Here is a 13,103-nt window from a genome sequence, read left to right on the forward strand (position 1 = left end):
CAATATGGCCTTAGTAAATTATATTGATGAAGCGCAAGCAGAGCCGCGCGTTAAAGCGATCTTTGATGACATTAAACAGACACGGCAGGTCGAGACGATTAACAATTTTTGGCTGGCACTGGCTAATGATCCTGCGGCACTGGAACGCACCTGGTCGAGCCTGAAAGCGATAATGTCCCCCGACGGAGAGTTAGACGCGTTAACCAAAGAGCTGATTTACGTGGCGGTTTCGATCACCAATGGCTGTGATTACTGTACAGTGTCACACTTGGCAGCCGCACGCAAGGCTGGGCTGACAGTAGGCCAGCGCAATGAGCTGCTGGCAATTATCGGCATGGCAAATGAAACCAACCGGCTGGTAAAAGGATATCAGGTAGATGTCGATCCGGCACTGCACAGCTACGCTGCAGGATTATAAATTCGAGTACGGGTTCCGAGTACTAACAAGCTGACGAACCCGCACTCTTACATTAAATTCCCCTTTAACCGGATATAAATACTCGTCTAATTTTCGGTTGTATCACTCAGAGATAATCCGATAACGCTCCGCAGCAAGCTCCTGAGCAAAACCCGGCAGCATTCCTTGCCGTGCGGCCTGATAATCCTCCCACTGCGCGATATCATGCAGCGGTGGAATGGTTACCGGCTCACGGCGATCAAAGCCCACTAATGCGGCATCCACCAATTCCCCTACCTCCATCAGTGCCGAAATAGTGCTGATATCGGTACCCGAACGCTGCCAAATCTCGGTCCGTGTGGCGGCAGGCAATACTGCCTGAACATAAACACCTTGAGGCGCAAGTTCAAGACTGAGGCCTTGAGAAAGAAACAGTACAAATGCTTTGGTTGCACCATAAACCGTTGAGCCAAATTCGGGTGCCAAGCCGACGACCGAACCAATATTAATGATTGCCCCCTCACCTGCTGCCGCCAGCCGTGGCGCAATGGCACTCGCAAGCCGCGCGAGTGCCGTAGTGTTAAGGGTAGTAATCCGCTCAATATCATCTATGGCCTGTTCAATAAAACTACCGCTAATGTTCATACCTGCATTGTTGACGAGGATCCCAATACGCTTATCATCGCGTAACCGTGTTTCTACGGCAGCAAGCTCATCGGGCTGCGTCAGATCAGCCGGTAAGACGTCAACAGTGATGCCATAGTTCTGACGAAGTTGGGCTGCCAATGTTTCTAATCGGGGACCATCACGAGCAACCAAGACCAGCTCATGTCCGCGACGTGCGAAGCGTTCAGCATAAGTGGCACCAATACCGGATGACGCACCTGTAATAAGAACCGCGGGGATCGTATTCATGAATTTTGCTCTCTTATAGATAATTTATAAATGACGATCGTCATCTATTATTGATATTATGATCAGTATCATCTAAGTGTCAACGAGGATTCACTTGCAGGAATAAATCATGCATTGATGAGAGGCGACATCTATTGATGCGCTGACATGGCATACTTTATGATGCTACCTGTTCAATTAGGAGAAATGTATGGCCCGGGTATCAAAGCAACAAATGGCACTCCATCGCGAGGCAATCGTCGAGACGTCTTCGCAACTCTTCCGTGCTCGGGGTTTGAATGGTGTCAGTGTCAACGATTTAATGGCTGCGGTCGGTTTGACACATGGCGGATTCTACGGGCACTTTGCTTCTAAAGATGAACTCGCGGCGATTGCCAGCCGCAAAGCACTCGATGACTCCAGCACCCGCTGGCAAGAAATCAGCAGCGAACCAGACCAGAATAACCTGCGCACGCTGGTGGAGTTTTATCTCTCACCGACCCACCGTGACCATGCCGAAAATGGCTGTGCGATTACAGCATTAGCCAGTGATGTGGCACGTGAGAATGATGATAATCCAGTATGTGAGGTCTATCTTAGTGGGGTGAAATCCATGCTGGCGAGATTAGAGTCTGTCTCTAATATAGAAGATCCCGAACAGCGCAGACAGCACGCACTGGCGCAGTTTGCGATGATGTCCGGTGCACTAGCACTGGCACGCGCGACAGCAGGAAATAAGCTGTCGGATGAATTTCTTGATGCAGCTAAAAAAGCCTTATTGAGGGAAGAGTCATAATTTAACGCTCACATATTATCATCAGCCCCTTCCTACTCAGTTAGCAGGAAAGGGCGACTACCAGAAGATAATGTTCTATGTTACGGATTCAAGGCTTTCTTAGAGTCCAACGCACTGTGAATAGCGGCTTCCAATTCGTTAGCTTCGAATTTTGCCACATAGGCGTCAGCTCCTACTTTACGCACATGGTCTTCGTTCGCGCTACCCGATAATGAGGAATGAATAATCACCGGAATATTCTTCAGGAATTCATCCCGCTTAATATTCAGTGTTAGAGTAAAGCCATCCATCTCGGGCATTTCTAAATCGGTTAATACAAATGAAATTTTATCCGAAACCGGACGGCCTTCTGCTCTTGCTTCATCAGCTATTTTCTTGATTTTATTCCATGCTTCCAAACCGGTGATATGCATAGCGGCAGGAATATCCATCATTTTCAGGGCTTGTTCCAGCATAGAGCGAGCGACTTTTGAGTCTTCTGCCACAATAGCGACCGCACCCGGTTTCAAATCAAAGGCTTTGGTCTTCTTGCTATCAATTTGAACATTGCGGTTAGCTGGAATAATGTCATATAAAATCTGCTCAACATCCAAGACCAGCGCCAGGCGATTACTGGCTTTATCGTTGTCGAGACGCGCAATACTGGTGATATTACGGCTCTTGACACCCGCATCAGCCGCCAGTACCTGGCTCCATTCCAAACGGACAATATCGTCAACAGATTCCACCGCAAATGCCTGAGTGCTACGGGCATATTCGGTCACTAGCAGAATGTTTAATCCGGTTTTGGGTACACAGCCGACAATTGCCGGAAGGTCAATCACGGGAATGATTTCTCCACGAATATTCGCCATGCCCATCATCGGTGAAGCCATACCTGCCGCTTTGGTTAAGGTTGGCATCGGGACTATTTCACGTAATTTAAACACATTAATGCCGTATAACTCCGATTGTTGCTCCTCTTGGGATTCCCCCAAACGGAACAGCAACAGCTCAAATCTGTTGGAGGAGGTGAGATTGGTTCTCTCCTCTATCTCTTTTTGAAAATTATCCATACTTCCCCGATACCTTTTTCCAATGGAGGAACTTATCTCCTTATTATTATCGGCAATATGCGGAGAATGCTTAATAATTCAACTTAAGAATAATTCTTTAACCATTTATTGGATGCCAATCACCTGTTAGGCTGCGGGTTATAGTGATTTTATTATTCACCCAGATTAAGGAGCGACTATGTCCGCAAGTTCGCCTGTATCAATATGCCCAGAGCATCTGCCGATAAGAGTTAATGCTGCCATTGATCAGGCGCTCACGGAGCAACGTCTGGTGGGTACGGTCGTCATTATCGCACTTAATGGTGAGATACATTTCTGCCGCGCGGCGGGATTAGCTGATCGCGAGACTGCGCGCCCGATGACGATTGACACGCTATTCCGCCTGGCATCTATCAGTAAACCCATTGTTTCCACTGCGGCAATGATATTGGTTGCACAAGGCAAACTTGAGCTTGATGGCGATATTCGTCGTTGGCTGCCGGATTTTCAGCCACGGCTCGCACAGGGAGAACTAGCTCATATTACGGTGCGTCAGTTACTCAGCCATACGGCCGGTTTAGGCTATCGCTTTTCTGAAATCGATGACAATGGCCCCTATGCCCGCGCCGGTGTATCCGATGGTATGGATAAGTCAGAAATAACTTTGCATGAGAATTTGCGTCGATTAGCGACGGTACCACTGCACTTCGCACCGGGAACATCCTGGCGTTATTCTCTGGCGATTGATGTTATTGGCGCGGTTATCGAGCAAGTCTGCGGGCAGCCTTTGAATCAGGCCATTCGCGCATTAGTGACCGGACCATTACAGATGAATGATACCGATTTTTTTACCCGCGATATTGACCGTTTAGCCACGCCCTATGTTAATGATCTCCCTGCACCGCGACTGCTACAAGAAGGTGAATGCGTTGCTTTTTCACCCGAGGAAATTGGCGTGAGATTTTCTCCCGCCCGCGCACTCAATGCTCAATCGTACCCTTCGGGTGGTGCGGGTATGGTGGGTAGCGCCAGTGACCTGTTACATTTATTAGAAACATTGCGACAAGGTGGCGCACCACTACTTCCTACCGCATTAGTTGATGAAATGGGGCGAGATCAAACGGGCGGTATCCCCCTTCCAGATGCGCCTGGCATAGGCTTTGGTTTAGGATTTTCCGTACTGAGAAACCCGCTTGAAGCAGCTTCACCGGAATCTATCGGCACATGGAGTTGGGGCGGGGTTTATGGGCATTCATGGTTTGTCGACCCGGTGCAGGAGCTAAGTGTGGTCGCACTGACTAATACTTTATATGAGGGAATGTCCGGGCAATTCGTCGATGACCTACGCGATGCAATTTATGCTTCCCGATAAGACGAGAAAAATAGCAAAATAGTACAACACCCCCAGCGAATATCTGGGAGCGTTAAATCAAATTAATTGGCGTAGATGATTTTATCTGAATAAAGCGATTCAATTGCTTGCTTATGAGGATTCTTCTTTTTATCGGTGACTATAATATCAATATCGTTGATGTCACTTATTTTCATTAACCCACTTTGACCGAATTTACTGGTATCACATAAAATCACTTTCTGCCTACCCATTGCCAGCATTTTCTTGGCAATACGCCCTTCGTCGAGATTCTTTACCATCACGCCAAAATCACTGTCTATACCGCCAACGCCCACAAAACTAAAATCGGTGTGAATATCACTCATTTGTTCAATTGTTTGAATACCTAAGTTAGCTTTATAAATATGATTATATTCGCCACCCAACACATGCACAATTGCCATATTATTTTTACTTTTTATTTGATCGGCAATTAAAGATGAATTGGTGAAAACAGTAAATTTCACTAACGGCAAGAATGAAGCAAAAATAAGTGTTGTGGTACAAGAGTCAATAAATAAACTATCATTTTCAGTTACCAGTGAAGCCGCATATTGACCAATCTGCATTTTTTCCTGGCGGTTTAAATCCATTCGTTGAGCAAAACTGCCCTCTTGTATATTCTGAACTTTTATCGCACCGCCGTGGACTTTGGTGACCTCACCACTCTTTTCCAAATAGGAAAGATCTCTGCGGATCGTTTCAGATGTCACCCCCAATTCCTCGGAAAGACCAATAACAGAAACCTCACCAAGGCTATCCAGCTTTTCCAAAATAAACTGTTTACGTTTGATCTGATTCATGAGAATAGCGGCCCGAAGCTGTACGATACATTTAGAGCCTATTTTATTAGGCTATTTTACTTGCCATTCTACGCAATAATTTCATGAAACAAAAGGCGATTACGTCACAGTGGCCAGAGTTGATTAATGGCAAAAGCAACTCCGTGGTGATTGTTATCCTGACTCACTTTGTCCGCGCAAGATTTGACAAAATCACTGGCATTCCCCATTGCCACACCGACGGCTGAAAACTGAAACATACTGATATCATTTTCCTGATCGCCCATACTGACGGCTGAACATAAAACCACTGTGCCATGCTGATGAATAACACGCTTTACTGCGTTAATATTCTGAGTTGATATTTTATTTTCCTGATTGAGTAAAGTTCCATCAAGATCAAGGGCCAGTAACTTATACATACTGTAACTCCAATAAAAAAGGAGAATATATTATTGCTAATACATCCCCCCTCTTGGCTGACATCCTATAATCAGTGGGTAATAAACCGCGATACAACTTCCTTAGCAGCATTGCAGACAACATTATCAATAGCGGTACCCACAACCAGAATATTGACACCGGTATCTTTGAATGCTTTCGCATTTTCCAGATTAATACCGCCTTCGGCTAATGTGGGTACTGAAACTGCCCCGACCAAGGCCAGAAGTCGTTGTTTGATAACATCAGGAATATCGCCAGCGCCAACCCCTTCGTAGCTCATGCCGGTCATTAAACCAATCATATCGACCCCTAGCTCTTCCATTTTTTTGGCCACTTCAGCAACGTCAGCAGGAGTTTCAGCCGCAATACCGAAGGTGTGCAAATCGCTTGGGTGACCAATATATGCATCCACTGTCAGGCCATATTTATGAGCTAAATCGACCAGTTCTTTTAAATCCTCAAAACTGGATTTATGGGTATGTAAACCATCAGCGCCTGATTGAGCAATCAATAAAATATCCTGTTCAGTTACCGGCGTAGGTACAGTTTCTGTAAAGCCCCCGGCAATCCCGACAGTAATAAAAATATCATCCGCCACCACATTACGTACACCCTGCACTGCTTCCGCCATTTGCCCGATAGTTATCTCATGGCGAATGCGCTCTGCGGCATGCATATTAGTGACGCCATTATGGCCACGTGCTAATGCCAATGCCGGGTGATTCGGTTCTAACAATTTAACACCAGAATCGCATACTGCTTTCGCTAAGCGAGCGTCATCTCCGGTTATTCCCGTACTTAGAATAGTTTGACCGCCATGTAACGCAATTGCGTTTCGTACTTTATCCATAGCGACGGACCGTTTCTTACTCATATCAGCGTTGAACATATTTACCTCTACTTGATTTATATAAAATTGCTTTTTTAATTGTTAACTCTTAGCCGAAATCCCTGGTGTTGGTGATTCGGGTACTACCTTTTTAATTGCTACAAATTTGTTAGCTAATAAGGTGATGACGCAAGTCAACACTAACGTTACCGCCATCACTATCGCCATATAGAAAGCGTTATTTGATAAGAATGGTGAGGCGAAAGCAGGGACATAAGCCACGCCTTTAATATTCAATAATCCCAACAACATTCCCCCGACACCGGCTGAGAATATCGCGCCAGCAAAGACGACTTTATTAGAGAACATGAATGGATAAGCCGATTCGACAAACGTTCCGAAACCTAAGTTAATTAACAGCCCCGGAGCAGCAACAGCGGCTTCACTTTTCTCTCGCGGCGCGATGACGTTTGCCAGATTAATGCCTGCCGCTACCATAACCAACCCAACCATATCGACTGCACCGAGGAAACTGACACCGGACTTTTCCATTTCCAGTAAGACCAGCGGCAATATAACCGCGTGATAAACACCCCCCAGAATAGCTGGCCAAATAACCAATCCCGCCAGCAGTCCAGCTAATATTGGGCTAAAGGCCAAAGTGGCTTCGATGGCCAATTTGATATAGTCACCGGCGGCTAAAGCCAATGGGCTGAGCAGGTAATACATCACTAAACCAGAGAATAAGCCGGACAAACCACCTGCTACGATATTGATCGTCGTCATTGGGAATTGCCATTTCAGGCACAATCCGAACAGATAGCGCACCATAATGCCTGCGCCAATCCCGCCCAAAATACCGCCCAAAATACCGCCAATTAATCCTCCTTCCACTGACAGCACACCAGCAACCACACCGGCCACAATCGATACTTCATCCAGTTCGGAAACCTGTTTAGCCGCAATAACCGCGACAATCACCGGCAGCCCCTTAAGCAACAATTCAAAGATAGCATTCAGTGATTGCAGCCCTGGGATATGGCTGAGCGCTAACACAATGGCCATCGCGATAAAGCCGGGTAAGGCTGGGATCATGATGCTGCGAATATTGATTCTTTTTAGCAGACTCTTGTCGCTGCCCGGTAGCGTGGCATCGCCACTACCCAAAACCGGGGTATATTTTATCTGCCAGTATTTGCATAACGAGGCGGTAAAAGAGATAGCGCGGGTACGGCTATTGGTGCCAGTGGTCCCAGAAGTAGCAATGACATTTGCGCCTTTGGAGGTGATAATCGCCATTGAGGTGCCGCCAGTACCTACAATGGGAGTTTTCTTTTCTATCGCCGCCAGAATAGCTTCTTTATTACTGCGATCGGGATCGGCACTCATAATGATGATGCCATCAATATCACCAGCACGGATTTGCGCCGCAATGGCGGCATCCGAGGATTTTACCGCGTCATTCACCTCAGACAGTTTTCCCTGGAAACTAATCTGGGGTTTATCCTTTTCTTCGGCGATTATTGAATACACTGCGGCGGACGTGGTCGGTTTGGCCACATCCATCGATTCTTCTGCTGCAATAAATTGTACAGCACTGACACCTACCCCTGCAGAGTGAAGTTGGGTATAGATTTCTTGTAGAAGTCTTTCGGGGTATGCACCACCGAGATTGAACAAATTTCCCCCGCTGCTTCCGAGTATTGCTACATTTTTCATGTCGGGCCTCAAAAGATAAGAAATGTTAGAAAGTGTTATTATGTTTTAACTGCAATTCACAATCACAGAAACAACAATTCAAAGCAACATTAAACAACATAAACCCACTGATTAACCTTATTACTTGAATAGCCAACATCTCTATAAATCAAATAATACAATCAAAAAATAAAACCAATACTCTTTTAAATCAGGATTTAAAAGCATTAAAAACCACAAAATGGTATTTTGTTGTTTTATTTTGTTTTATTGTTTTCGTGATGAAGTTCAAATTATTGCGACTTGATATCTTGGGTAAAAAAGAAACACAGGGAAAATAAGGACGTTTGGAACTGATACCCCAACATCAGGCGATGCCGAGCGGTATCAGTGAGTCATGAAAAGATAAATAGGCGGCGGGTGCCAGCCGTGAATTACTTTTTGGGTGAGCCAGTTTCTATTTTATGTCCGGCGGCTTTCCATTCGGGGAAGCCCGCAATCCAGCGCCGGGCCAGGCGACCTTCTGCCCGCAACAGAGCAACGGCTTTTTCTGACAACATACAATAAGCACCACGGCAATAGGCGACCACCTCTTGATTTGGCGCAAGTTCAACCAGACGACTGTCGAGTTCCTCCACGGGGATATGAATGGCGCCAGGCAGGTGTCCTTGGTTGTATTCATCTTCAGGCCGCACATCCAGCAAAATAATACTGCCCTCTTGCATTCGACTCAGCAATTCATCATGTGTAATAGCTTCCAGATATTCACGACGACGGAAAGCATCAGCCACCAACCCACGAATCTCAGAGTGATTATGTACAGCATAGTGTTGCAAAGCATCCAACACTGGCAATATCGGCCCCTTGCCCAAGCGGTATAACACATGCTTCCCTTCCCGCCGTCCGAGCACAAAACCTGCGCGTTTTAAATGCTGTAAATGCTGCGATGTGTTAGCCACAGACAAACCGGCGAGTTCAGCCAAATTCTCCACAGAGCGCTCTCCCTGCGCGATATGGTCCAGCAGAATCAAGCGGTGCGTATTAGCCAGTACCCGCCCCACATCAGCCATTTCAGTAAAAGTCAGCAAAGTGGATGGCAGTATTTCCGTTGACATAATAAATTCCCGCCCTATCATTCAATTAATCAATTGAATGTAATATTAGCTTAAAAAAGGCCAATGCTCCAGTGGAGCTGGTCACAAGGAACAAGCCAATGAATATCGAATGGGAATTTATCAGAAACACGGTCTTTATTGGGGTGGGGGCGACGATTGTTATGGACTTGTGGGCACTGATACAAAAAAGGTACTTTGGCGTGCCATCATTAAATTATGCCATGGTTGGCCGCTGGATAGGGCATTTCCCACAAGGGCGTTTTATCCATCAGAATATTAGCCAATCACCCGCAATACCCGGTGAGTGGGCTATCGGCTGGAGTGCGCACTATGCCATTGGAATTATTTTTGCCGCCATACTATTGGCTATCTGTGGCCCCGACTGGGTTCAGCAACCGGGTTTGATAACCGCGCTGTTGTTCGGTGTTATCACTGTGGTTGCCCCCTTTTTCATTCTGCAACCGGGTATGGGCGCGGGGATCGCGGCGGCAAAAACACCGCAACCCGCTATTGCCCGGCTGCGAAGCTTAATTGCGCATACCAGCTTTGGTATCGGTCTGTATTTGGCAGCAAAAGTGCTGGCGCAACTTGCCTATTAACCTTTGCGTTTCGGCTATCCCGCCGCTGGCCGATAACGCCATAACCAGCGGCCACTCGCCATACGGCGATAAAACAGTACACCGCGCACTATCCAGTCGAGGAACATTCCCATCCAGACACCGGTGACACCAAACCCTAATGTCACGCCCAGAATATAACCGGCGACAATACGGCAGCCCCACATCCCCGCAAGCGCCACCCACATGGTGTAACGAGCATCTTTCGCGCCTTTCAGCCCAGAAGGCAACACCCAGGCCGCAGCCCAAATGGGCATAAAGAGCGCATTGATCCAAATTAGGTGCTTAACAACGTCGACAACCCCCGGTTCATGAGTATACAACGACGCCAGAAATCCAGCACTTGGGATAGACAGCAAGGCGATAAAGCACACCCCTAGGGTTGATAGCCAGAAGATATGTTTAATCTGACGGATAGGCTGTAAAATCTGCCCTTTCCCCAAACGGGTACCGATAATAATCGTCGAGGTATACCCCAGCGCATTACCCGGTAAGTTGATCAGCCCAACAATGGAAAACGCAATAAAGTTACCGGCAATGACTTCTGTTCCCATACCCGCAACAAAACGCTGAGTAATCAGTTTGCCGATATTAAACATCACCGACTCAACACTGGCAGGAATACCAATACTCAAAACCTCAAACATAATGGCGGAGGTAAAAGGCATAAAATAAGATTTAAAGGGAATGCGTAAGGTATTATTGGCCCCGAAAATCAGCACTAACACCACCACCGAAGCGCCTAAATAACGGGTAATTGAAATGCCGATACCCGCGCCAATAAACCCCAGCCCCTGCCAATTCCCCACGCCGTAAATCAGCACACTACTAATAGCAATATTAAGAATATTCATACTGATATTGATAAACATCGGCAGTCGCGTGTTACCGGCACCGCGTAATGCGCCACATCCCACCAAGGTTATTGCCATCGCCGGATAGTTCCACGCCGTTAAACGCAGGTAGGTCAGCGCCATCACTTTTACTTCAGGATCAGCCTGACTGGCCATCAGATTGATAATGGCTTCTCCGGCAAAATGGACCAGTAACACCAACAGTAATGAGATTAAGACGAGTAGAGAGATGGATTCGCGCGCCGCTGTTTGTGCCTGTTTGCGCTTACGTTGCCCCAAACTGAAAGACACCACCACCGATGTGCCGAGCGCCACAGAGGTAAAAAAAGCAGCAATGAGCATATTGAAGCTGTCAGCTAACCCTACCGCGGCCATGGCTTCTTTACCCAGCCAACTGACCAACAGAGTGCTAAACACCCCCATAAGTAAGACACACGACCCTTCAATAAACAGTGGGATCGCCAGCGGCGTTATCTCACGCCAAAATAATACTCGATAGGATTTCCGCTTTTTATACCATGCATTTTCGCAAAAGATTTTCAACTTAATATACTCGAATTATTTAGGGTATATACTCGATACAAGTCGATGTGAACATCATAACAGAATGGCAAGCTATTTTAAATGAAACATCATTTCATATGAATCACAATGAAATAGTTATGCAACATAACACACATAAATATGCAAAATGTCTTTGACTCGAACACCGGTTTTGCGATATCAATGTAGGCATTGAAACTTTTGCCAGACAGACCTCATTCATACAGGATTTAATTGATGACAACTATTCTCAAACACCTTCCTATAAATCAACGTGTTGGTATTGCTTTTTCTGGTGGTTTAGACACCAGTGCAGCACTGTTATGGATGCAGAAAAAAGGGGCAATTCCTTATGCCTACACGGCTAATCTGGGTCAGCCTGATGAAGACGATTATGATGCCATTCCGCGCAAAGCGATGGAGTACGGTGCAGAGAAAGCTCGCCTGATTGATTGTCGTAAACAATTAGTTGCTGAAGGGATCGCCGCTATTCAATGTGGTGCCTTCCATAACACCACTGCGGGTGTGACTTACTTTAACACCACCCCACTGGGCCGGGCTGTCACTGGCACCATGCTGGTTGCCGCCATGAAAGAAGATGGCGTGAATATTTGGGGTGATGGCAGTACTTACAAAGGTAATGATATCGAGCGTTTCTATCGTTACGGTTTGTTGACTAATGCTGAGTTGAAAATTTACAAGCCCTGGCTGGATACCGATTTCATCGATGAACTCGGCGGCCGTCATGAAATGTCCGAATTTATGATTCAATCCGGTTTCGATTACAAGATGTCAACCGAGAAAGCCTACTCCACTGACTCAAACATGCTGGGCGCGACTCACGAAGCCAAAGATCTGGAATTCCTAAACTCCAGCGTCAAAATCGTTAATCCGATTATGGGGGTGAAGTTCTGGGACGAAAATGTGGTGGTGAAAGCGGAAGAAGTTTCTGTCCGTTTTGAGCGCGGTTACCCGGTTGCACTCAATGGTGTGGTGTTTGACGATAGCGTTGAGCTAATGATGGAAGCCAATCGTATTGGTGGCCGTCATGGTTTGGGCATGAGCGACCAAATTGAAAACCGTATTATTGAAGCTAAAAGCCGTGGTATTTATGAAGCCCCAGGGATGGCGTTGCTGCACATCGCATATGAGCGTCTGCTGACTGGTATTCATAACGAAGATACCATTGAGCAATATCATGCTAATGGCCGTGTACTGGGCCGCTTGCTGTATCAGGGCCGTTGGTTCGATCCACAAGCGCTGATGCTGCGTGACTCGGCGCAGCGTTGGGTTGCCAGCGAAATCACCGGTGAAGTGACTCTGGAATTGCGTCGTGGTAATGATTATTCCATCCTGAATACTGTGTCTGAAAATCTGACTTACCAGCCAGAGCGCTTAACGATGGAGAAAGGTGATTCAGTGTTCTCACCTGATGACCGTATCGGCCAGCTGACTATGCGTAATCTGGATATCACCGATACACGGAAGAAGCTCTTCAGCTACGCCACTACTGGGTTATTATCTGCTTCGGCAGAGGTAGGATTGCCACAGGTGGATAATAATAATCTGGCTGCACGTGGCTTACAGGATAAGAGCAAATAATTATCCATTCTTCAGTTCAGGTGTTCAATTGACGTACATTTATTGATCACCTGACAACTGAATGGGGAGCCAGTAGTACCGGGCTCCCCAAATTAACCTTTTGTT

Annotated in this window: 13 protein-coding genes; 5 read left to right on the forward strand and 8 right to left on the reverse strand. The window is 46.6% G+C overall.

The annotated features are described in order from the left end of the window. Positions 1-4: 4 nt before the first annotated feature. Positions 5-418, forward strand: coding sequence for a carboxymuconolactone decarboxylase family protein (locus ACF3VQ_RS13025; RefSeq protein ID WP_392431384.1), 414 nt, complete (start codon positions 5-7; stop codon positions 416-418). A gap of 102 nt (positions 419-520) precedes the next feature. Here ACF3VQ_RS13025 and ACF3VQ_RS13030 read toward each other — a convergent pair whose 3' ends face one another. Then, on the reverse strand, positions 521-1,312 hold the full coding sequence (locus ACF3VQ_RS13030; RefSeq protein ID WP_392431386.1) for an SDR family NAD(P)-dependent oxidoreductase: 792 nt from the start codon (positions 1,310-1,312) through the stop codon (positions 521-523). Positions 1,313-1,502: 190 nt separating this feature from the next. On the opposite strand from ACF3VQ_RS13030, the gene ACF3VQ_RS13035 reads away from it, so the two are divergent. Continuing rightward, positions 1,503-2,087 carry a TetR/AcrR family transcriptional regulator gene (locus ACF3VQ_RS13035; protein WP_392431388.1) on the forward strand — a complete coding sequence of 195 codons (585 nt, stop codon included), beginning with the start codon at positions 1,503-1,505 and terminating at the stop codon, positions 2,085-2,087. A gap of 80 nt (positions 2,088-2,167) precedes the next feature. Here the strand turns inward: ACF3VQ_RS13035 and ACF3VQ_RS13040 are convergent, their stop codons facing one another. Next, complete coding sequence (locus ACF3VQ_RS13040) at positions 2,168-3,142, reverse strand: chemotaxis protein (protein WP_392431390.1); 975 nt, start codon at positions 3,140-3,142, stop codon at positions 2,168-2,170. Positions 3,143-3,320: 178 nt separating this feature from the next. On the opposite strand from ACF3VQ_RS13040, the gene ACF3VQ_RS13045 reads away from it, so the two are divergent. Continuing rightward, positions 3,321-4,493 carry a serine hydrolase domain-containing protein gene (locus ACF3VQ_RS13045; RefSeq protein ID WP_392431392.1) on the forward strand — a complete coding sequence of 391 codons (1,173 nt, stop codon included), beginning with the start codon at positions 3,321-3,323 and terminating at the stop codon, positions 4,491-4,493. 62 nt (positions 4,494-4,555) lie between these two features. Here ACF3VQ_RS13045 and ACF3VQ_RS13050 read toward each other — a convergent pair whose 3' ends face one another. The 5 genes from ACF3VQ_RS13050 to ACF3VQ_RS13070 all read right to left on the reverse strand — a co-directional run bounded on the left by ACF3VQ_RS13050 (position 4,556) and on the right by ACF3VQ_RS13070 (position 9,382). After that, on the reverse strand, positions 4,556-5,317 hold the full coding sequence (locus ACF3VQ_RS13050) for a DeoR/GlpR family DNA-binding transcription regulator (RefSeq protein WP_392431394.1): 762 nt from the start codon (positions 5,315-5,317) through the stop codon (positions 4,556-4,558). Positions 5,318-5,421: 104 nt separating this feature from the next. Further along, complete coding sequence (locus tag ACF3VQ_RS13055; RefSeq protein ID WP_392431396.1) at positions 5,422-5,718, reverse strand: HAD hydrolase family protein; 297 nt, start codon at positions 5,716-5,718, stop codon at positions 5,422-5,424. Positions 5,719-5,789: 71 nt separating this feature from the next. Continuing rightward, positions 5,790-6,629, reverse strand: coding sequence for a histidine biosynthesis protein (locus ACF3VQ_RS13060; RefSeq protein ID WP_392431398.1), 840 nt, complete (start codon positions 6,627-6,629; stop codon positions 5,790-5,792). Between the two features lie 42 nt (positions 6,630-6,671). Then, positions 6,672-8,288 (reverse strand): PTS sugar transporter, encoded by a 1,617-nt coding sequence (locus ACF3VQ_RS13065; RefSeq protein WP_392431400.1) that lies wholly within the window; start codon positions 8,286-8,288, stop codon positions 6,672-6,674. Between the two features lie 413 nt (positions 8,289-8,701). After that, positions 8,702-9,382 (reverse strand): ArsR/SmtB family transcription factor, encoded by a 681-nt coding sequence (locus tag ACF3VQ_RS13070; protein ID WP_392431401.1) that lies wholly within the window; start codon positions 9,380-9,382, stop codon positions 8,702-8,704. A 98-nt stretch (positions 9,383-9,480) separates the two neighbouring features. Between ACF3VQ_RS13070 and ACF3VQ_RS13075 the strand changes: the two genes are divergently transcribed. Beyond that, entirely contained in the window at positions 9,481-9,981 is a 501-nt protein-coding gene (locus ACF3VQ_RS13075) for a DUF2938 domain-containing protein (protein WP_392431403.1), read from the forward strand. 14 nt (positions 9,982-9,995) lie between these two features. On the opposite strand, the gene ACF3VQ_RS13080 is transcribed toward ACF3VQ_RS13075, so the two are convergent. After that, positions 9,996-11,396, reverse strand: coding sequence for an EmmdR/YeeO family multidrug/toxin efflux MATE transporter (locus ACF3VQ_RS13080; RefSeq protein ID WP_392431405.1), 1,401 nt, complete (start codon positions 11,394-11,396; stop codon positions 9,996-9,998). A 237-nt stretch (positions 11,397-11,633) separates the two neighbouring features. Here ACF3VQ_RS13080 and argG point away from each other — a divergent pair, with 237 nt between their 5' ends. Further along, positions 11,634-12,998 (forward strand): argininosuccinate synthase, encoded by a 1,365-nt coding sequence (gene argG, locus ACF3VQ_RS13085; RefSeq protein WP_392431407.1) that lies wholly within the window; start codon positions 11,634-11,636, stop codon positions 12,996-12,998. Positions 12,999-13,103 lie beyond the last annotated feature (105 nt).

It is taken from the genome of Yersinia fenwicki, from assembly GCF_043099325.1.
Taxonomy (GTDB): domain Bacteria; phylum Pseudomonadota; class Gammaproteobacteria; order Enterobacterales; family Enterobacteriaceae; genus Yersinia.